This is a genomic window from Lysinibacillus xylanilyticus (assembly GCF_001708185.1).
GTDB lineage: Bacteria > Bacillota > Bacilli > Bacillales_A > Planococcaceae > Lysinibacillus > Lysinibacillus xylanilyticus_A.
Window position 1 is genome coordinate 304,285 of sequence record NZ_MDDN01000004.1, and the last position, 20,274, is coordinate 324,558.

Below are 20,274 nucleotides of genomic sequence, written 5' to 3' on the forward strand. Positions count from 1 at the left end.
AAGCACAAGAAAAAACACGGCTCTGTATACGAGCACGTGTTATTTCAGTGCACTATGCGCTTCTTCAACGAGTGCATTAAAAGCTGTATATGCAGGGATTTCTTCATGATCAATAGGATTCACTAAATGGAATAAAAATTCAATATTCCCCTCTCCTCCTGTAATTGGAGAAAACGAAGCATCCTTAACGACAAAGCCAACCTCCGTTGCCATTGCAGCTGTTTTTTCTAAAACTTCTAGATGTACTTTTTTATCGCGGACAATACCTTTTTTACCGACATTCTCTTTTCCAGCTTCAAACTGGGGCTTTACTAGCGCCATTACATCGCCACCTGGCATTAACAGCGTTTTTAAGACAGGTAAAATCAGCGATAATGAAATAAAGCTGACATCAATTGTTGCAAAGTCTGGTAAGCCTTCTGTTAAATCTGGCGCTGTTGTATAACGGAAATTTGTTTTTTCCATTACGGTTACACGTTCATCAGAGCGAATTTTCCAAGCTAATTGGTTGGAACCAACATCTAATGCATAGCAGTGTCTTGCGCCATGCTGTAAAGCACAGTCTGTAAAACCGCCTGTAGAGGAGCCAATATCGAGCATTAGCTTCCCTTCTACAGACATATCAAAAATTTGCAGTGCCTTTTCTAGCTTTAAGCCACCACGACTAACATATTTTAAATCAGAACCTTTTACTTGCAGTGGTGCGTCTATTGCTATTTTCTCCCCCGCCTTATCGATGCGAGTTTCATTAGAAAAAACAAGCCCTGCCATAATAGAGCGCTTTGCTTTTTCACGTGTTTCACATAGCCCACGCTCTACAAGTAAAATGTCTACACGTTCTTTCGGATTTTTTGTCATTATTTATTCAAACCTACTTGCTGTTTTTGTTGAAGTAACACTTGCATACGTGCCACTGTATCTTCAGCCGTCATATGAATTTCAGCGAGTAGCTGATCTACATTGCCATGCTCAATAAATTGATCTGGGATACCCATACGATCGATCAGTGCACCTAAATAGCCATGGTCATGGGCAAATTCTAATACTCCGCTACCAAAGCCACCTTGTAGAACTGCTTCTTCAATCGTTAATATTGGCTTACGACTAGATAATAAACGATGGAGCATATCCTCATCCATCGGTTTAATGAAACGAGCATTAACTACTTCTATCTCCACACCTTGCTGTGCTAGCATATTGGCCGCTTCCATTGCCATTGGAATCGTTGTACCAAAGGTTAAAATCGTTGCATCTTTACCTTCACGTAATACTTCCCAGCTGCCAATCGGTAAAGTTATTAGCTCATCATCTAACGGAACACCTACCCCATTACCTCGTGGATAACGTAACGCAATTGGACCGCCATCATAGTCAATAGCTGTTTTTACCATATGCTGACCTTCATTTTCATCCTTTGGCATCATAATTGTCATATTTGGGATATGACGAAGGAAAGCAATATCAAATACACCTTGATGTGTTTCACCATCTGCGCCAACTAAGCCAGCACGATCAATCCCGATAAAGACATTCATGTTTGGACGAGCGATATCATGCAGTACTTGATCATAGGCACGTTGAAGGAATGTTGAATAAATAGCTAAAAACGGCTTCATTTTTTGTGTTGCTAGACCGGCCGCCATCGTAGCTGCATGTTGTTCAGCAATCCCTACATCAAAGAAACGTTCTGGGAAATCCTTTTGAATTCCTTGTAATTTCGAGCCTACTGGCATTGCAGGAGTTATTGTGACTACTCGTTTATCCTCATGTGCAATTTTGCGAACAGTCTCAGCAATCAAACTACTCCATGCAGGACCTTTTGCTTCTGATTTTACAAAGGCACCATTGTCAATCTTATAAGGGCCTGTACCATGCCAATTACCAATGGTATCTTCTTCAGCAGGTTTATAACCTTTGCCTTTTTTCGTAATAACATGAACGAGCACTGGGCCTTTTACTTTTTTAGCTTGTGATAATGATGCCTCAAGAGCATCAAAATCATGTCCGTCAATCGGTCCTAGATATTTAAAACCTAACTCCTCAAAGAACACACCTGATACCACTAAATATTTTAAGCTATCTTTTAAGCGCTCAGCAGTTGAAGCAAGCTTACCACCAAGCAAAGGAATTTTATTAATTAGAGATTCCAGTTCTTCTTTTGCTTTTGAATATTCCTTGGCTGTACGAAGACGTCCTAGTACACCGTGTAACGCTCCGACGTTTGGAGCGATTGACATTTCATTATCATTTAAAATGACAATCATATTTGTTTTGGCGTGGCCAATATGGTTTAATGCCTCAAGCGCCATACCGCCAGTTAACGCTCCATCTCCAATAATTGGTATCACGAAATTCTTTTCATTTTTAATATCACGTGCTGCAGCCATACCCATGGCTCCTGACAAAGATGTCGAGCTATGACCTGTTTCCCACTCATCATGTTCACTCTCCACAAGCTTTGGAAAACCACAAAGCCCTTGAAACTGACGTAATGTGTCAAATTGACTCGCACGACCTGTCAAAATTTTGTGCACGTAAGCTTGGTGGCCTACATCCCATAAAAACTTATCTTGCGGACTGTCAAACATTTTATGGAGCATAATCGTTAACTCCACAACACCTAGGTTCGGCCCGATATGACCGCCTGTGACAGAACATTTTTCGATTAAGAAAGTACGAATTTCTTGTGCAAGTTGCTCAAGACCCTTCTTATCTAAGTTTTTTAAAAAGGATGGACTAGTAATTTTATTTAAATCCACCTTTCTCACACACCTTTTCAATAAATTATTCACCGTAATTGTGTTTCCACCATTATAACAGTGTTATCAATATGCTAAAAGTACGAACACTTTACTGTTTGCACATCGGCAAACGCCCTCACCTATTCTAGCATATTCTTTGCCCTAAACGCCTTGATTTTCTCCTAGTTTTTACGATGAACAATATAGGCTGCAAACTCACGTAATAAGCTGACCTCTACTTGTAATTTCTCTAACGCGTTAATGGCGTGCTGATAATGCTCAGCAAGCTTTTCTTTTGCTCCATCTAAAGATAACAGGGCTGGGTACGTGCTTTTATCACTCGCTACATCCTTACCTGCAGTTTTACCTAGTTCTTCTGTAGTTCCCTCAATATCTAAAATATCATCTTGAATTTGGAAGGCCAGGCCAATATGATGCGCATATTCCTTTAAAATTGTGCGCTCTTCTTGCGTTACATCAGCTAATACAGCTCCAGCTTCAATACTAAATCGTAATAAAGCACCCGTTTTATTAACATGGACATGCTCTAGCTCAGCTAAGTTTAGCTGACGTTTTTCACCTTCCATATCGAGTACTTGACCTCCAACCATACCTTCTGCACCCGCTGCTTCACTTAAAAGATTGACAAGCTCAATACGTTTTTCAGCTGACACATCCATGCGTGCTAAAATGCCAAATGCAAGTGTATTCAAAGCATCCCCTGCAAGTGTCGCTAGTGCTTCACCATATACTTTATGATTTGTCGGCTTACCTCTACGGAAATCATCATTATCCATGCTTGGTAGATCATCATGAATTAACGAATACGTATGAATCATTTCAATAACTGATCCTACCGTTAACCCTGCCTTCAAATTCTTATTATATAGCTCAAGTACAGCCATTACGAAAAGAGGACGAATACGTTTTCCTCCAGCTTTTAATGAATACAGCATCGATTCTTTTAAATCGGCTGGTGCATCAATTTTCTCAACAAGTGCAAACATTTCAGCTTCAACTTGTGGTATGTTGCTTTCAATAAAATGTTTTAATTGCTCGTTCATTTCTTAGTTCTCTCCCTTTAGTGGATCAAATGCTGTAGTCTCACCTGTCTCTTGGACAATTGAAATTAACTGCTCCTCAGCATGTTGCAGCTTGCTATGGCAAAATTGTGATAGCTCCATTCCTTGTTTATATAAATCAATCGCGTTTTCCAATGGCACATCACCTTGCTCTAGCTGGCGGACAATTTCCTCAAGTGCCGTCATGGCTTCTGCGAATGTTTGTTGTTTCTCTGCCACAATTATTCCTCCTCATTATTTGGCAAAATCTTTACCACATCAGCAATAACCTTCCCATCATGGAAGGAAAGTGTTAATTGATCATGCGGCTTTACATCAGCGGATGATTTTAACATTTCATTTTCTTTATAAGCTACCGTAAAGCCCCTTGTTAAAATAGCAAGTGGATTCAATGCTTCTAAAGTTCTGACAGTTGCTTCAAATTGTTGTTTTTGCTTCGTTACATAATGTGTTGAAGCACGTGTCAATTGTTGGATGCGTGTTTCAAGCTCCCGTTGATAGAAAGTTAGTGCCTTTTTCGGTGAATGCTGCTCCACCGCACTATGTAATTGCTGGAGCTTTGCAGTTTTCTTCATCACATCAACTTGCATCGCTTTTTGTAACCCCGATTCAAGCTGTGCTAGCTTTTCCGTAAACGGTCGATATAGACGTTCTGGCATCGACAACGGATAAGATTGTTGGAGTTTATTTAGACGCTGCCGTTCAGCCATAAGTTGCGCCCTTACTATTTGATGGAGCTGTGATTTTTGTGTAAGTACACGCTGAAATAAATCCTGTTGATCAGGTACAGCCATTTCAGCGGCGGCTGTTGGTGTCGGTGCACGTAAATCAGCTACGTAATCAGCAATAGTTGTATCGGTTTCATGGCCTACCGCACTAATAATAGGTATTCGACTACCAAAAATAGCTCGCGCGACAATTTCCTCGTTAAAAGCCCATAAATCTTCTATCGATCCACCACCTCGCCCAACGATAAGAACATCACAATTAGCATCAATATTTGCTCGTTCAATATTATGAACAATGTTTGGCCCTGCTTGTGCTCCCTGTACAAGTGTTGGATAAATTAATATTTCAGCAAGCGGATAGCGCCGCTTTAACGTTGTACAAATATCTCGAATGGCTGCTCCTGTTGTTGATGTTAACACACCAATTTTTTCAGGAAACCTAGGAATCGGTTGTTTCCAGTCTGGTTTAAAAAGCCCTTCTTTTTGTAACTGCTCTTTTAGTTGGTTAAAGGCAACGAACAAGCTACCAATTCCATCTGGCTGCATTTCCTGTACATATAACTGATATGTACCATAGCCTTCGTAAACGTTTACATCTCCACGGATAAATACTTGCATACCTTCCTTTGGTTCAAACGCTAATTTCGTAGCTGCTGTTTTAAACATCGTAGCCGCAATTCGCGCTCCATCATCCTTTAAAGTAAAGTAGATATGCCCTGATTGATGAATCTTGACATTCGAAAGTTCTCCCTTTACGTAGACTTCACGTAAATGCGGATCAGCATCAAATTTTCGTTTAATATATTTCGTTAATGCTTTCACTGTTAAATAAGAAGCGGATGTCATTTTTTCGGCTCCTTTACTAAAATCAAGTTTTTCACAAAACTACAACTATCATAACATTTTTTATTGCACCTGACGTGCCAAAATGCAGTTTTTGCTAGAAAATACGACTGTCTTTCATACTACTGAAAACCTTACTATAACATATCTATTGAATAGAGGCCTTACTATAACTTCTTTAAAACGGCTCATCACCATAACGTATGGTTGATTTTCGTTCCGACTGGTCGCTTTCCTGGGGGCAAAGTTATGAGACCTTCATGTTGTTATTAATACTATTATGTCAATGAAATTAAGCTGTCATAATTAAATAAAATATGAATCTCCGGCAAAATGAGGGGTTGATTTCACTTAACATGTATCTTCTGACATGACCCAAAAGTTCACAAATAGACAAATAAAAAAACCATCTCAATCAAAATTGAGATGGCTGTTAGCAAACTTATGAGTCTTTCAAATTATTGTTTAACTTTACTCGCAAGCTTATTTTCTGCTGCTTGAACTGTGTTGAAAAGTAACATAGTAATTGTCATTGGTCCCACACCGCCTGGTACAGGTGTAATATGAGACGCAATTCCATCAACCTCACTATAGTTTACGTCACCGCAAAGCTTGTTGTTTTCGTCGCGATTCATGCCGACATCAATAACAACTGCTCCTTCTTTAACATGCTCTTTCGTAATAAATTTTGCACGTCCAATTGCTACAATTAATATGTCCGCTTGTTTTGTGAATGATGGTAAATCCGGTGTTTTCGAATGCGTATATGTAACCGTTGCATCCTTTTGCAGTAGAAGTTGTCCCATTGGTTTACCAACGATATGACTACGTCCTACAATGACCGCATGTTTTCCTGAGATGTCAATCCCTGAATACTCAAGAAGCTTCATCACTCCAAACGGCGTACAAGGTAAAAATGTTTCTTGACCAAGCATCATTTTCCCAACACTTACTGGTGAGAAGCCGTCTACATCTTTTTCAACAGCGATTGTAGCAATAACAGTATCCTCATCAATATGTTTTGGGAGTGGTAATTGTACTAAAATACCATGAATATCTTCGCGATTATTTAATAATTCAATTTGTGCTAATAATTCTTCCTGTGTCGTTTCTTCTGCTAGTTTAATCAGCTCTGAAAACATACCAATGGCTTCACAAGATTTTTGTTTATTTCTCACATATGTAGCTGAGGCTTGGTTGTCTCCTACTAAAACAACCGCTAAGCCTGGTGTTAAGCCTTGCTCTTTTAAACGCGATACTCGCTCTGCTACTGAATTACGAATTTCTTGACCAATTTCTTTACCATTAATAATTGCACTTGACATAAACCTTAGTTACTCCTTCCAATTCCACACATTTTTATTGTTCTGTAAATTTAGAAAGTACGCCATTAACAAATTTTGACGAACTTTCGTCTCCAAATGTTTTGCATAACTCGATTGCTTCATTAAGTACTACTCTTTTTGGTGTTTCTGGCATGTATAAAAGCTCGTATACAGCTAGACGTAAAACCGTTCTTTCAATTTTGGGTAAACGGGCAAGTGACCACTTTTCAAGATGCTGTTCTAAAGTAGCATCGATTTCCTCCAAATGTTCAGCTGTTCCAGTAACAATCTTTTCGTAGAAGACATTTGTCGGTTGACCTTTAATATGCCCCATTGCTTCTTCGACTGTTAGATCGGTATTGTCTAGCTGAAACAAAACTTGCAACGCTTTTTCGCGTGCCTCATGTCGTTTCATGTAAAGCTCTCCTTCTTAAGTGGCATTAAGGTTTATAATAGCATAAATTCGTACAAGAAACACGAATTCAAGCAAGTTTTCAATAATCTGAAACCTTTTTCAAGCAACTTTGTGCTTATTTTAACACCCAACAATCAACTTTATGAGGTTTAATGTTGAAAATGATCATCTACCAATATTGTTTAAATATCAAAAATGTTATAATGAAGGAAATAAAATTTCATCTTCTGAGGTGTTCAATATGCATTATGAAGTTCAATGCACAAGCTGTAAAAGAGCATACACATTTTATGAATGCGAGGAGCAATAAAAGCAATTGTTAGAGCGCAAATCCCGTCTATTTTATTTCGAGGATCGTAAACATAATACACTTTGACGCCATACTAAATTTCTTTAGCCATTACTAGTGGAGGCAATATATGAAAGAACATTATTATACAATTGGTGAAGTTGCCAAGCTCTCTAATTTATCAGTGCAGACCTTGCGATACTATGACCAAATTGATTTATTTAAACCAGCATATATCGATACTTTGACGAATTATCGTTATTATCAAGATAACCAAATCTTTTATTTAGATATTATAAAATCTCTTAAGTATATTGGTATAGCCCTTGAAGATATAAAAAAGGCACTCGGATTAACCTCGGGAGAATTGCTAAGTTTTTTAGAGCAACAGGAACAACGTATAGAGGAAAAAATTTCACGTTTAAATGAAGCAAAATATACTTTGCATAAAACAAAAAAACAACTACAAGAGCAAATTGATATCCCTGTCTTCGGAGAGGTTTACGTTCAAGTAGAAGAAGAAATGTCCATTTTACAAGTGACTACTACAGAACTTACACCTATTTCTAACACGAATACTCACTATGCTACACTAATAAAAATCATTGAAAACGAAGGAAGTGTCTTAAATAGTCGTTACGGTTGTATTTATCCATTAGCCCCGTATTCAAATGTTAATGAAATTATTTATGATGCTATCTTTACACCGCTATTAACTGAGCGTACATTTTCTCAGCTTTCTCCAAATGTTAAGCAAACCATTAAACCTGCGGGCAAATATGCATGTATTGCCTTTATCTATCATCCTGATACATATTTTTCATTTTATGAAAAACTAAGAAAACACGTAGAGGTACAACAAAAAACCTTTGAATCAAAAGTATATGAACTCTACATGCCTGCGACATTAACTTCTGAGCATGAAAAGAAGTTTATTGTCGAATTAAAAGTTAGACAACAAACTCTCTAATCTAATCGTGCCCTCGCATAAATTTAATTGGATTAACTTGTATAACTGTTCATTGATTCTTCCACACTGAAATAAAACGAATAAAATAAAACAAATCTTTTGACCCTATAGTTACTATAGGGTTTATTGTATAACGTGGAAATATTTTAGTAGATTTAAGTGAAGTTTGAAGGAGAAATGTATGAGTAAGAAACAAAATTTAACATTAGCTATTTTATTATCTAATCTATTCATTGCTTTTTTAGGTATTGGATTAGTAATCCCTGTGTTACCAACTATTATGAATGAGCTAAATATTTCAGGCTCTGTTGTTGGTTATATGGTTGCAGCATTTGCCATCACACAACTTATCGTATCACCAATTGCAGGTAAGCTCGTAGATAAAATTGGCCGCAAAATTATGATTGTTGTTGGTCTTTTTATTTTTGGCCTTTCAGAACTGTTATTTGGTTTTGGTCGCTCTGTTGAAGTACTTTTTATTTCACGTATGCTAGGCGGTGTGAGTGCTGCCTTTATCATGCCAGCAGTGACAGCATATATTGCTGATATTACTACTTTGTCACAACGTCCAAAAGCACTGGGCTATATGAGTGCAGCGATTAGTACTGGTTTTATTATCGGTCCTGGAATCGGTGGATTTTTGGCAGAATTCGGAACACGCATACCATTTTACTCTGCCGGTATACTTGGATTTTTGGCAGCTATCTTTTCAATTGTATTGTTAAAAGAACCGACACGTGCTTCAGATGATGAAGAGTCTGCACCATCAATGTTAGGCAGTGTGAAGCGTATTTTCAGCCCACTATACCTTATTCCATTCGTACTTATTTTCGTACTGTCGTTTGGTTTAGCTGCTTTTGAGTCGTTATTTAGTCTATTTGTAGATCATAAATTTGCCTTTACGCCTTCAGATATCGCAATTATTATTACGGGAAGTGGAATAGTCGGGGCCCTTGCTCAACTATTGCTATTCGATGGGCTTATTAAGAAAATGGGCGAAATCAATCTGATTCGTGTATCTCTCGTCCTATCTGCTGTTCTAACCTTCGCTATGACATTCGTTAGCCACTATTTCGCGATTTTATTTGTCACATTCTTTATTTTCGTCGGCTTCGATTTAATACGTCCAGCCGTTACCTCTTATTTATCAAAAATCGCTGGTAATGAACAAGGATTCGTTGGTGGTATGAACTCTATGTTCACAAGTCTTGGTAATATATTTGGACCTATTTTAGGCGGGATATTGTTCGATATTAATTTAAACTATCCTTATTACTTTGCGACAATTGTTTTAGCACTTGGCGTGATACTTGCTTTGTTCTGGAAAAAGCCAAAGCATATTGAAATCTAATAAAGTAGTGCTATTATTCACTACTGATAAAATAAAAAAAGGGGTTGCCTTTCGATGAATACATCATCATACAGGCAACCCCTTATTTTATTCTTGTACTGCTACCTCATCTTTTTCAAAGTGAATACCTGTAATGTGGACATTCACCTCAGCTGTTTCAAGAGCTGACATATTAAAAATAGCTTGGCGGATTTGAGTTTGCACTTCCTTCGCTACTTTTGGAATAGCAAAGCCATATTTCACAGAGCAAAATACATCAATCGAAATTTCACCAGTTTCAGTGACACCAGATTTAATGCCTTTATTGTGTACCTTTTTACCGAAGCGTTCTACTACGCCTGTTGCAATATTACCACGAGTTGCAGCAATTCCTTCCACTTCGTTCACTGCGATTCCCGCAACAACTTCAATTACTTCTGCTGCTACTTCAATTTTCCCAAGTTCTTCTTTTCCAGAAGGTGTTGGTTGTACGAAAGATTGTCCTACTTTCTCTGCCATACAAATATCATCCTTTCCCTTACACATCACAAACAAATGCTGTACTTACGCTTATTATACTATAAAAAGGAAAGTTTGGCTTCGTAAAGCCGCTTTAATTTATTTAGGGCAGGTTTATGTCGAAAAATATAAAAAGTTGGGCGATAAATCCAAAATTTTATTCGGTACATTATCAAAGTTTATCTTAAAAAATGAAAAGCGAAAAAAATTGGAGATAAAATTGGATGATCACCATAACGTGTGGTTGTTTACCGTTCCGACTTATATACATGACATACGTTTTAACAAATGTCATCCACAAGTTCATTAAAAAAGAGTAAATAGTAAATATAAATATATCACAATTCCAAGAGAGCGACAGTAGCATGAATGTTCAATCGGGGAGTAACTATTATCTTAGTACACGTAAAAAAGATGCTCGAATCTTTTGGGTAAAGATAAAAAAACATATGAAATCAAATCATGTTTGAAATAAAAATAAACTATGAAGAAAAATTTCTTCACAGCTTATTTTTATATTAATTATTTTTTATTGTTCACTAGTTTGTGTGGATGGCTTTAATAAGAACCAAACAATTACTAAAGTTACTAGTGCTAATATAAAAGTACCCATATATATGAAATGTACACTTGAAGCTAATGCCTCTTGTGATTTGGTTACTACGTTTGCTGTAGTTGTTTCATGTCCACCAGAAGATACAAGATCAAGGTTTTTAATACCATGTGCATGAATCATCGTGTTAAAAATTGCCCCGAATACTGCCGCTCCTAATGTTTGACTAAACGTATTGATAAATGTGTTTAAGCCAATTGCCGTCCCGCGCGTATGAGTAGGAACAGCTGCTTGAATTGTTACCATGTAGATAGGTGTAACAAGCCCCATTCCTAAACCTAATAATCCAACTGCAACATAAATAAGAAATGCTGGTGAATCTATTGACAATGTAAATAATGAAAAGGCAGCAACTGAATTAACACTAGTTCCAAGTAGAATGATTTGTTTCGTATTTAAGTTACCAACTAGTTTACCAGAAAAAATAGTGCCAAATGTCCACATAACAGGAAGTGGCATTAAAATGAGTCCAGCAGCTGTCGCATTTTTTCCTAAAACCCCTTGGCTCCAAATTGGAAGATACATTGTAATACTAATAAGCATTGCACCAGAAATAAGAGTTAGTATATTTATAATAGATAATGTACGGTTAGATAACAGTGCTAGCGGAATTAATGGTTCCGGCGATTTTTTCTCAATGAATAAGAAAATAATGAATGAAACAGCTGCAAAGATCAGGAGACCTATAATTGTCATGTCCCCCCAGTTGTGCTTACTGCTACCTGTTAATAACGCATATAGTAGAGCGATTGTACTTAATGAGAATACTGTTGCACCAAGATAGTCGATATGATGCTTAGCAGGCTTAATAGATTCTTTATAATAAATTACGATCATTAAACAAGCGATAATTCCAAATGGAATGTTTAAGAAGAAGATGTAGCGCCAAGAAAGAGAATCAACTAAAAACCCGCCAACTAATGGTCCGATAACACCAGAGACGCCCCAAACAGCACTAATCAAGCCCTGAGCTTTTGCACGGTCTTTCACTTCGCTATATAAGTCACCGATGATTGTCATTGTTATTGGCATAATAGCACCAGCACCTAGACCTTGAAGGGCACGAAAGACAATGAGCTGTTCCATCGATGTAACGACACCGCAAAGTGCAGAGCCGACTAAAAATATTGTAGCTCCGATAAGTAAAACTTTTTTACGACCGAATAAATCAGCCAATTTCCCGTATATTGGAGTCGATACAGCTGCGGCAAGCATATAAATTGCATATACCCAACTAACAAGTTCGACGCCTGACAAATCATTCGTTATACGTGGGATTGCTGTACTAATAATTGTTCCTTCTACAGCAGAAAGAAATGTCATTAACATTAATGATAAAATAACTTTTTTTCTCATATTTTCCCCTTCACTTTTATCTAGTTAAAATTATGGCTCTTCACCAAAACGTGTGGTTGATTTCCGTTCCGACTGGGTGCTTTGTTGCTGCCGCTTCGCTTTCGCACAGACAAAACATTTGTTGCTGCCGCTTCGCTTTCGCACAGACAAAACATTTGTTGCTGCCGCTTCGCTTTCGCACAGACAAAACATTTGTTGCTGACGCTTCGCTTTCGAACAGATAAAACATTTGTTGCTGTCGCTTCGCTTTCGAACAGATAAAACATTTGCCGCTGTCGCTTCGCTTTCGCGCAGATAAAACATTTGTTGCTGTCGCTTCGCTTTCGCGCAGATAAAACATTTGCCGCTGTCGCTTCGCTTTCGCACAGATAAAACATTTGTTGCTGACGCTTCGCTTTCGCACAGACAAAACATTTGTTGCTGTCGCTTCGCTTTCGCACAGATAAAACATTTGGTGATGAGTCAAAACGAGTCAAAATTACCCAATATATAACTATGTACCTTTCACTATTTACCAACCAACAACTGTCAAAGCGAATATCTCCACCATTGGAACTGATATCAATAAAAACAATTATAATTAGACTCCATGAATTTTCCCCTCATAAACAATCGTAACAATAATCAGGAACAGGTCATTTATAACCCATTGGAAGTTTATCATGATACTACCGCACATTTACATAAATAACCTTCTTGATCATAGTTCAATATAATACTCCACAAGTCAAACATATATTTTAACACAAATATCCATCAAAAAACCACCTCAAAGAAAACTAAAGAGGTGATTTTTATCAAACTTTATTCATTCTTTATTATAAATGATCAATCTTTCTTAAAGAGCCACATCACAAATGTTTAGTGACAAAAAATCTGGTACTACAATTTTTTAAAACCCGCATTCTTACGTTATGCAAAAACATTCGCGAAAAAGAAGCTAGTGGTTTAACAGTTCTAATACTTATTGAACCTTGAGGATAGATATTTATCTCTGCATTATCAAATAAGTCCCCATCTTTTGAAAGACAAGTTCTACACTTCACCTTTTTTACGTGCTGCCATTTCATCTTTCATTTCTTCTTTTAATCCTTCAATTGACTTTTGACGTCGCTTATTTTTTTCTTTAATCATTTCACTTTGCATAGGGTCTGCAAATTCCAAACTAATTTCCGCTTCATGAAGTTTTTCTTCAGTGTTCTTAACGATATCACGAATACGTTCAACGTTATTGGATCTATCATCTGGTTTCGAGTGTCTTGAATTAGCCATGGTAACCTCCTAAAATTTCGACATTAAAATTAGTTTGTATTTTTTTTATGTTTATATGTACACTAATTTTTACTAAGAAAGGTGCTTTTGTCCTTTAAAGCATTGGACGGTGTACTTGCCACGTGAAGAGACTCTAAATGTAACCAGCCGCTGAAGCGAATACCATAACATCATGAAAATTATAACTTTCTTATCTAAAAAGCCCTAAAGAAAGTAGTAATCCCTTAAAAGCTTTTTACTCAAAATCAAATACCCTGTTCTCTATTTATTTTTATACAAAAAAACTCCTAACCAATAAAAGTTAGAAGGTAATAGAATTACAAGCTGCTTTGATAGATGTTCCCTCCTTAAGTCCGCGAAAATAATTACTTGCTTGTCCCTAGAACATCACTCTCTTTTAGAGGGCCAACTATCCGATTCAACGATTCTCGATGCTTCTGACAGCGTTGAATATCGCAGTTTTCGATTGACCGCCCGAGTTAAAAAAATTATAGCGAAATTTTCCGAAGTCAAAGTGATTTTTAATGAGATTACTATTTCGGTTGTTTTCTCAAAGTTGTTGCTAAACATATTAAACGGACAAAAAATAGCTTAAATATTAAACTAAAGTCCCCCCTTTGTTTGAAGTTTCAAATCACAGTTAAGATGATAAATAACTAAAAACCTACAGTCTCTTTGATAGCTGACCATTGTATTTCAGATTTAGATTCATTGTTAGTCATCATCGTTCCAACAAAAATGTCATCACTATTTTTATTATTCAAATAGTGTTCAATAGTTAAATTGATAATTTTTGAGGTATATAAATCTGATAATTCATTCTTAGGAACCCAAAATAACTCTCCTTCTTCAGATGGAATAAAGTTCATATGTTTTGTTTCTCCGAAGTAAACATATTGTTGACGTATTTCTCCGCTATTTTTTTCAAGCAGAATATATTTAAGCCTAAAGTTTTTGATTTCGTCTTTTTTAAAGCCTGTCTCTTCTTCGATCTCCCTATAACTAGCCTCCATTGGTGAATTAATTTCATTGGATTCCATATGACCTCCAATTCCACCCCAAAATTCAAAATTAAAGATTTTACTATTTTCCTTTTTCATCATTAATACACTTCCTTGATGAATCAGAAATGCAGTTGCCATTTGTCGGACTTCCAATAATTCCATCTCCTCTATAATTTCCACGTATTTTATTAACCTATACCGTTAGTTAAATAGTAACAATTTCCTTCAAAAACATCCATTATTTCCCTAAATAAAAAAAGTTGTATGTAATGCCTGAACAACAGAGAGCGCCTGCCAGAACCAAGGGCTTTGGGGTCACGCACTTTAAGCCGTCTAATAGCATGTGAATTAATATCTTTTAGTCGATATTTACTAGAATAATAAGACAAACGTTTTGTAATTGCGCAAGGCTTAGATTCAACGTCTAACGAGTCTCCAAATTTACTGATAAAAATATATTTATTACGTTTTTTTAGTGATTTCGGATAATATCGTTTTGTTTAATTAACCTTTTCAAATACATTTCTAATTCATCATCGAATGGTAGTTTTAAAACATCTCTCCCTTTCATAATGTCTCCCTCGATAATATAGTATCGGTCTCCTTTTGGTTATTATTTTGTTATACGTGAACGCCGATTGCTCGACGGAATTGCCTCATACTACATACTCCTCGGTAAAATTTAATTTCGTTAACACTTCCGGTAAAAAATTTGCCTCCTACTTTGTATACCCGAACGAAAAACCAGTTTCGGACATGTTTCGGAAAACTTCTTCCTTTACAATACATAGGGGAGTAAAATTAGAAATCGATATCGCTTTTTATAAAATTTTCGTTCTACTCTATACTGCACACTAAAACGATAGATTTTGGGACAACTTTTAGGAAAAATTTATTCCTCCTCATTAAATTGCGTTCATTATTAATTCCATTTCAGACACTGCATAAATAACGTTCTGCACCGTCAAGGCGTCTCCCATGAATACGTACAAAGCGCCTTGACCTTCGCTGTAATATACATCAGTTTTACGTCCAGTCTGCTCGAGTATCTTCCGTTGAATATCTAAGATACCTATTGTGATGTTCACTTCGTTCAATCCTCCTTATAATTCCGTTTGGTTTAGCGTCAAAACGCTTTAGATGGTAATTACACCAACTTATGATTTAAAACCGTTTTTAGCAACGGCTATAGAGGTGAAATGAAGGCGCTACGCTTTACTCTTCCGAAACCCGACGAGAACTTTTGATAAGGAGATAAAGAAAAACGGCTACTCTGCAAAGTAAACGTTTTATAATCGCAGTTGGCGCTACGATTATGATACTAGTCGCTTGTTGGCGCAAGCCCTAGCGAATATTTGCCGATTCTGTTGGCGTTGGCGAAGGATCAGCATTGTATATGACTCTACTAGTTGAGCGTTTAACTCTTGGCAATGGATCTTTAATTGCGATAATTGAGCGTCAAAATTAAGATTAATATCGCCTTTCCTATCTATTAAATCAAATAAGCCTGAACGCTGATTAATTTTAGACAAATAAAAAACCTCCTGACAGTAAAGTCAGAAGGTATAAGAAATAGACGTTAACATTCTATTCCGTTGTTAATAAAAATTACTTGCTTGTCCCCAATACATCATTCTCTTCTAGGAATTTCGTATTGAATTGCGCTGATTTGAAAACGTCATTGTTCATCAATGCTTGGTGGAATGGAATTGTTGTATTGATCCCAGGACCAGATACTTCAAATTCGCTAAGCGCACGATTCATTTTCGCAATCGCTTCTTCACGTGTATTGGCATGAACAATTAGTTTAGCAACCATTGAATCATAGTATGGAGGGATTGTATAGCCTGCGTAAACAGCAGAGTCAATACGTACACCATAGCCACCAGGAGTTACATAAGTATCTACTGTACCAGCTGATGGCATGAAGTTTTTATAAGCATTTTCTGCGTTAATACGGCATTCAATAGCCCATCCGTTTAATTTAATATCATCTTGAGTGAAAGGAAGTTTTTCACCAGATGCAATTTTTAATTGTTGTTGTACAAGATCTACACCAGAAATCATTTCAGTTACTGGGTGTTCTACTTGGATACGAGTATTCATTTCCATGAAGTAGAATTTATCTTCTCGATAGTCATAAATAAACTCGATTGTTCCAGCACCTTCATAGTTACAAGCTTCTGCAGCTTTAACAGCAGCTGCACCCATTTCAGCACGGCGCTCAGAAGATAGCGCTGGAGATGGAGCTTCCTCTACTAATTTCTGCATACGGCGTTGAACTGTACAGTCACGTTCACCTAAATGTACAACGTTACCATGGCCATCCGCTAATACTTGGATTTCACAGTGACGGAAGTACTCGATGAATTTTTCTAAATATACGCCCGGGTTACCGAATGCTGCAGCAGCCTCTTTTTGCGTAATTTCAATGCCTTTTACAAGGTCTTCTTCTGTACGAGCTACACGGATACCTTTACCGCCGCCACCAGCAGTTGCTTTGATGATTACTGGGTAACCAATTTTAGCAGCCCATTCTTTACCTGTTTCGATATCTGGAACAATACCAGTACCCGGGACAAGTGGAACACCCGCTGCTTCCATTGTTGTACGTGCAACGTCTTTAATACCCATAATTTTAATAGAATCAGATGAAGGCCCAATGAACTTAATGCCTGCGTTTTCACAAGCCTCAGCGAAGTCAGCGTTTTCAGATACAAAGCCGTAACCTGGATGGATACCGTCTGCACCAGTTTTTTCTGCTACGCTAAGTAAAGCCGGGAAGCTAAGATATGAATCTTTTGATAGCTTTGGCCCGATGCAGTATGCTTCGTCTGCTAATTTCACATGTAATGCGTCTGCGTCTGCTTCTGAGTATACGGCAACAGATTGAATACCTAACTCTTTACAAGCGCGAATGATACGCACAGCGATTTCGCCGCGGTTTGCAATTAATACTTTTTTCATGGTTTGCACTCCTTACTCAGCTTTTACAAGGAATAATGGTTGACCGTATTCTACTAATTCACCGTCTTTAACAAGTATTTCAACGATTTCCCCTTGAACTTCTGCTTCAATTTCGTTGAATAGTTTCATAGCTTCTACGATACATACAATTGTTTCATTACCAACTTTGTCCCCCACTTTAACGTAAGCTGGTGAATCTGGGTTTGGAGATTGATAAAAAGTACCAACCATCGGCGACACAATTTTATGTAACGATGGGTCGTTATTTGCTGGCGCTGCAGCTGGTGCTTCTTCAGCTTTTACTGGCGCTGCCACTGGTGCAACAGGTGCTGCTGGTGCAGATTGTTGTACAACAGGTGCTGCTACTTCTTTTTTAGGTGCTACAGTTTCAGTAACAACAACACCATTCTTTTTTAACTTAACTTTTGCGCCATCTACTTCATAAACGAACTCGTCAATTGAAGAAGAATCTACCAATTTAATGATTTCACGAATTTCTTGAATTTTGAACATTTCTAACTCTCCTTATGAAATAAAATCTACTACAAGCACTATTTTATATTTATTTGAAACAATTTGAAATAGTTTAATGAAAATTAAGTAAATATGCACAAAATAAAAGGCTTTCCTTTACTAAACGAAAGCCTTTTCATTACGCTGATATATAACAATGTTATTAAATAAACAGAATCTTCATCTTTTTCTTTATCTTTTAATAGTTATTATTTGCACTGAATTTTACTTGGACGTCATTTGCGCCTTCCATCTCTGTTCTTACCAAATAAATAATTTCATTTGCTTGAGATTTTGATAGCTCCTCCGCCATAACCGTTACGGATACCTTATCACCATCAGCTTTCACAAAGGCATCTGAGTAACCTAAAGATTTAATAAGCATTTCTAGCATTGCTTCTGCGGATTCTTGTTTAATAAGACTATCCATATCATTATATGCCTTATTTTTTTCTTCAGCCGAGGCTTCTTGTGAACCGATTTTCTGCGTTAATTGTTGACGAAGCTGGCTTCTTTCATCACTAACTTGCATGCGCATTTCTTCAAATAAGTGACTTGGAGAAGATACTTCCTTCGTCTCACCCTCTTTTGTTGCTTCTTGATCTGTCACACCCGTTACTGCAGTTTGCTGTAATGTATCATCTGTGAAAATAGTTAGTCCATTGAATTGTTTTGCTGGATCAACCAAATAATACACTGAAATAACCGCTACTAGACTTAATAATGTCATAAACCAAACTGTTCTTCTACGTACGCGCATTTACTTTTCCTCCTTATTTTCCATTGGAACGATAATTATTCGATGAATCGGCAATTGCATTACTTGACTAACGACAGCACGAATTTCATTTTTTACAAAGATATCTGATGCTCCTTCTGAAACAATTAACATCCCTGTTACCTCTTTCGTGCTTTGTTCAGTCCCTCGAAAATATTGACTGAATAGTTTATTTTCATCCTTCTCATCTGTCATCTCTCCGTAATAAAAATATACTTTGACCTCCCCAACACCTTGCATAGCCTTAAGTGTCTGCTCAAGTTTTACTTCATTGGTTACTGGTGTTTCTTGCTCATTCATTGAATTCGTTTGATACATTGGTAAAATGATAAAAATTCCCATGGAGGCAGCAATAAGCACTAAGATTAAAAATGACGTTGTTTTTTTTCGTGTCTTTTCCACATCACTTGTACATTGCCTCCTTTCATCTTCTCTTTTTCAAGTGTATGTACGCTTGTTTCCTCCTATGAATTGATAAATGGAATCTTTAATAACAATTGCAAAAATAGCAACGTAATGACAAGCTTTGTGAGTGAAATTATTTCTTTATCATCTGTTAGAAACACAAATATCTGACAGATAAAGAGCATTGCCAATAAAAGAATCAATTTATCTCCCCCCGGCCATAACTTGTACAAAAACGATGAGGAAAAAACAAGTAAACATAAATGAAAAAGCAATTAGAAATGATACAGCACATAATGTAAATAGAGATTTACTAACATGATCTAGTAGTTTACAAATATCATCGAAGGCAACTGGTTCTAAAATGGCGGCTAACAGTTTCAATGAATACGCACTGACAACAAGCTGAACTGTTGGAATGAACGCTACTGTAATTACCGCTATAAACGCAGTAATACTACTAACAGAAGAAGTAAATTGCGTCATATGCTGAAACATCGAAAAACTATCCACTATAAAGGAACCAACAACAGGGATATTTTCCTCTATTAATTTCTTCACAGGCTCTGCAACAGCTGCGTTGACACTAAAGGCCACAACACCACTTGCTGACATTAAGATGATGTAACAAATAACAGATGCAGAGACGACACTCATAATCGTAAAACGAATCAATTCGGCAATTCTCGTAAACGAAATTTCTTTGACAATAACACTGCAAACATCAAAAACAATGGCAAAAAGCACTCCTGGAATAAGCCACTTACTACTAATAATCGTTAAGACTTGTACGAAGAATAGTAAAAAAGGCTGCCATGAAGCAATGGCTGTAATACTGCTTGATAAAAGAAAGCTTGAAGTAAGAATGGGGTAAAATGCAGTGAATATATGGGCCAGTCCCTGTGCTATTTTGTCAATCAAATTAAATGAATCCACAACGACAGGTCCTATTGTTGCAAGTACAATAAGAAAAAAAAGTAATCTTGTCCCTTTTTCGAATTCTGGTAATATCATATTGACAATCAAAATAATGATGACGTAGCCACATAAAATAAGTGTCATCTTTAGCAATAGAAAAAATGGATCAATTAAAAACGAAAATATTTGCTCTTGCAATGTCTTCG

Annotated in this window: 21 protein-coding genes; 2 read left to right on the forward strand and 19 right to left on the reverse strand. The window is 36.9% G+C overall.

What is annotated here, in order from left to right; all coding sequences use genetic code 11:
* Nucleotides 1–39 precede the first annotated feature (39 nt).
* The 7 genes from BFJ97_RS11400 to nusB form a co-directional block, all read right to left on the reverse strand.
* Nucleotides 40–858 carry a TlyA family RNA methyltransferase gene (locus tag BFJ97_RS11400; RefSeq protein WP_068984761.1) on the reverse strand — a complete coding sequence of 273 codons (819 nt, stop codon included), beginning with the start codon at nucleotides 856–858 and terminating at the stop codon, nucleotides 40–42.
* Entirely contained in the window at nucleotides 858–2,759 is a 1,902-nt protein-coding gene (gene dxs, locus BFJ97_RS11405; RefSeq protein ID WP_068984762.1) for a 1-deoxy-D-xylulose-5-phosphate synthase, read from the reverse strand. Before dxs ends, BFJ97_RS11400 begins: the two co-directional genes overlap by 1 nt.
* 164 nt (nucleotides 2,760–2,923) lie before the next feature.
* Nucleotides 2,924–3,805: a polyprenyl synthetase family protein gene (locus BFJ97_RS11410; RefSeq protein WP_068984763.1), complete on the reverse strand. Its 882-nt coding sequence runs from the start codon at nucleotides 3,803–3,805 to the stop codon at nucleotides 2,924–2,926.
* Between the two features lie 3 nt (nucleotides 3,806–3,808).
* Nucleotides 3,809–4,042 carry an exodeoxyribonuclease VII small subunit gene (gene xseB, locus BFJ97_RS11415; protein ID WP_053597070.1) on the reverse strand — a complete coding sequence of 78 codons (234 nt, stop codon included), beginning with the start codon at nucleotides 4,040–4,042 and terminating at the stop codon, nucleotides 3,809–3,811.
* A 2-nt stretch (nucleotides 4,043–4,044) separates the two neighbouring features.
* The gene (gene xseA / locus BFJ97_RS11420) at nucleotides 4,045–5,397 is read right to left on the reverse strand and encodes an exodeoxyribonuclease VII large subunit (protein WP_068984764.1); all 1,353 of its coding nucleotides are present in this window, start codon (nucleotides 5,395–5,397) and stop codon (nucleotides 4,045–4,047) included.
* Between the two features lie 455 nt (nucleotides 5,398–5,852).
* Nucleotides 5,853–6,719, reverse strand: coding sequence for a bifunctional methylenetetrahydrofolate dehydrogenase/methenyltetrahydrofolate cyclohydrolase FolD (gene folD / locus BFJ97_RS11425; RefSeq protein WP_068984765.1), 867 nt, complete (start codon nucleotides 6,717–6,719; stop codon nucleotides 5,853–5,855).
* 34 nt (nucleotides 6,720–6,753) lie between these two features.
* Nucleotides 6,754–7,134, reverse strand: a complete 381-nt coding sequence (gene nusB, locus BFJ97_RS11430; RefSeq protein WP_068984766.1) for a transcription antitermination factor NusB — start codon at nucleotides 7,132–7,134, stop codon at nucleotides 6,754–6,756.
* A gap of 419 nt (nucleotides 7,135–7,553) precedes the next feature.
* Here nusB and BFJ97_RS11435 point away from each other — a divergent pair, with 419 nt between their 5' ends.
* Both BFJ97_RS11435 and norA read left to right on the forward strand, forming a co-directional pair.
* The gene (locus tag BFJ97_RS11435; protein WP_068984767.1) at nucleotides 7,554–8,393 is read left to right on the forward strand and encodes a MerR family transcriptional regulator; all 840 of its coding nucleotides are present in this window, start codon (nucleotides 7,554–7,556) and stop codon (nucleotides 8,391–8,393) included.
* 181 nt (nucleotides 8,394–8,574) lie between these two features.
* Complete coding sequence (gene norA / locus BFJ97_RS11440) at nucleotides 8,575–9,744, forward strand: multidrug efflux MFS transporter NorA (protein WP_068984768.1); 1,170 nt, start codon at nucleotides 8,575–8,577, stop codon at nucleotides 9,742–9,744.
* A gap of 87 nt (nucleotides 9,745–9,831) precedes the next feature.
* On the opposite strand, the gene BFJ97_RS11445 is transcribed toward norA, so the two are convergent.
* The 12 genes from BFJ97_RS11445 to BFJ97_RS11495 all read right to left on the reverse strand — a co-directional run bounded on the left by BFJ97_RS11445 (nucleotide 9,832) and on the right by BFJ97_RS11495 (nucleotide 20,266).
* Nucleotides 9,832–10,242 carry an Asp23/Gls24 family envelope stress response protein gene (locus BFJ97_RS11445; RefSeq protein WP_068984769.1) on the reverse strand — a complete coding sequence of 137 codons (411 nt, stop codon included), beginning with the start codon at nucleotides 10,240–10,242 and terminating at the stop codon, nucleotides 9,832–9,834.
* A 529-nt stretch (nucleotides 10,243–10,771) separates the two neighbouring features.
* Entirely contained in the window at nucleotides 10,772–12,211 is a 1,440-nt protein-coding gene (locus BFJ97_RS11450; protein ID WP_068984770.1) for an MDR family MFS transporter, read from the reverse strand.
* Between the two features lie 40 nt (nucleotides 12,212–12,251).
* A complete protein-coding gene (locus BFJ97_RS24150; protein ID WP_139114425.1) occupies nucleotides 12,252–12,677 on the reverse strand; it encodes a hypothetical protein in 426 nt (141 codons plus the stop codon).
* 569 nt (nucleotides 12,678–13,246) lie between these two features.
* Nucleotides 13,247–13,483, reverse strand: a complete 237-nt coding sequence (tlp, locus tag BFJ97_RS11455) for a small acid-soluble spore protein Tlp (RefSeq protein ID WP_053595505.1) — start codon at nucleotides 13,481–13,483, stop codon at nucleotides 13,247–13,249.
* Between the two features lie 656 nt (nucleotides 13,484–14,139).
* On the reverse strand, nucleotides 14,140–14,640 hold the full coding sequence (locus BFJ97_RS11460) for an NUDIX domain-containing protein (RefSeq protein WP_254660159.1): 501 nt from the start codon (nucleotides 14,638–14,640) through the stop codon (nucleotides 14,140–14,142).
* Nucleotides 14,641–15,392: 752 nt separating this feature from the next.
* Entirely contained in the window at nucleotides 15,393–15,575 is a 183-nt protein-coding gene (locus tag BFJ97_RS11465; protein WP_068984771.1) for a hypothetical protein, read from the reverse strand.
* A 225-nt stretch (nucleotides 15,576–15,800) separates the two neighbouring features.
* Nucleotides 15,801–16,019 carry a hypothetical protein gene (locus BFJ97_RS11470; protein ID WP_068984772.1) on the reverse strand — a complete coding sequence of 73 codons (219 nt, stop codon included), beginning with the start codon at nucleotides 16,017–16,019 and terminating at the stop codon, nucleotides 15,801–15,803.
* A gap of 76 nt (nucleotides 16,020–16,095) precedes the next feature.
* On the reverse strand, nucleotides 16,096–17,454 hold the full coding sequence (accC, locus tag BFJ97_RS11475; RefSeq protein WP_068984773.1) for an acetyl-CoA carboxylase biotin carboxylase subunit: 1,359 nt from the start codon (nucleotides 17,452–17,454) through the stop codon (nucleotides 16,096–16,098).
* Between the two features lie 12 nt (nucleotides 17,455–17,466).
* Nucleotides 17,467–17,967 carry an acetyl-CoA carboxylase biotin carboxyl carrier protein gene (gene accB, locus BFJ97_RS11480; protein ID WP_068984774.1) on the reverse strand — a complete coding sequence of 167 codons (501 nt, stop codon included), beginning with the start codon at nucleotides 17,965–17,967 and terminating at the stop codon, nucleotides 17,467–17,469.
* A 199-nt stretch (nucleotides 17,968–18,166) separates the two neighbouring features.
* Nucleotides 18,167–18,727 (reverse strand): SpoIIIAH-like family protein, encoded by a 561-nt coding sequence (locus BFJ97_RS11485; RefSeq protein WP_068984775.1) that lies wholly within the window; start codon nucleotides 18,725–18,727, stop codon nucleotides 18,167–18,169.
* Nucleotides 18,728–19,147 (reverse strand): hypothetical protein, encoded by a 420-nt coding sequence (locus BFJ97_RS11490; RefSeq protein ID WP_068984776.1) that lies wholly within the window; start codon nucleotides 19,145–19,147, stop codon nucleotides 18,728–18,730.
* 207 nt (nucleotides 19,148–19,354) lie between these two features.
* Complete coding sequence (locus BFJ97_RS11495; RefSeq protein WP_068984777.1) at nucleotides 19,355–20,266, reverse strand: stage III sporulation protein AE; 912 nt, start codon at nucleotides 20,264–20,266, stop codon at nucleotides 19,355–19,357.
* Nucleotides 20,267–20,274 lie beyond the last annotated feature (8 nt).

What these genes read in the sequence shown, in the direction of transcription:
- tlp (WP_053595505.1), bottom strand. Translation starts at nt 13,483, where the DNA reads ATGGCTAATTCAAGACACTCGAAACCAGATGATAGATCCAATAACGTT.
- BFJ97_RS11445 (WP_068984769.1), bottom strand. Translation starts at nt 10,242, where the DNA reads ATGGCAGAGAAAGTAGGACAATCTTTCGTACAACCAACACCTTCTGGA.
- accC (WP_068984773.1), bottom strand. Translation starts at nt 17,454, where the DNA reads ATGAAAAAAGTATTAATTGCAAACCGCGGCGAAATCGCTGTGCGTATC.
- BFJ97_RS11400 (WP_068984761.1), bottom strand. Translation starts at nt 858, where the DNA reads ATGACAAAAAATCCGAAAGAACGTGTAGACATTTTACTTGTAGAGCGT.
- accB (WP_068984774.1), bottom strand. Translation starts at nt 17,967, where the DNA reads ATGTTCAAAATTCAAGAAATTCGTGAAATCATTAAATTGGTAGATTCT.
- norA (WP_068984768.1), top strand. Translation starts at nt 8,575, where the DNA reads ATGAGTAAGAAACAAAATTTAACATTAGCTATTTTATTATCTAATCTA.
- xseA (WP_068984764.1), bottom strand. Translation starts at nt 5,397, where the DNA reads ATGACATCCGCTTCTTATTTAACAGTGAAAGCATTAACGAAATATATT.
- folD (WP_068984765.1), bottom strand. Translation starts at nt 6,719, where the DNA reads ATGTCAAGTGCAATTATTAATGGTAAAGAAATTGGTCAAGAAATTCGT.
- BFJ97_RS11485 (WP_068984775.1), bottom strand. Translation starts at nt 18,727, where the DNA reads ATGCGCGTACGTAGAAGAACAGTTTGGTTTATGACATTATTAAGTCTA.
- BFJ97_RS11450 (WP_068984770.1), bottom strand. Translation starts at nt 12,211, where the DNA reads ATGAGAAAAAAAGTTATTTTATCATTAATGTTAATGACATTTCTTTCT.
- nusB (WP_068984766.1), bottom strand. Translation starts at nt 7,134, where the DNA reads ATGAAACGACATGAGGCACGCGAAAAAGCGTTGCAAGTTTTGTTTCAG.
- BFJ97_RS11435 (WP_068984767.1), top strand. Translation starts at nt 7,554, where the DNA reads ATGAAAGAACATTATTATACAATTGGTGAAGTTGCCAAGCTCTCTAAT.
- BFJ97_RS11410 (WP_068984763.1), bottom strand. Translation starts at nt 3,805, where the DNA reads ATGAACGAGCAATTAAAACATTTTATTGAAAGCAACATACCACAAGTT.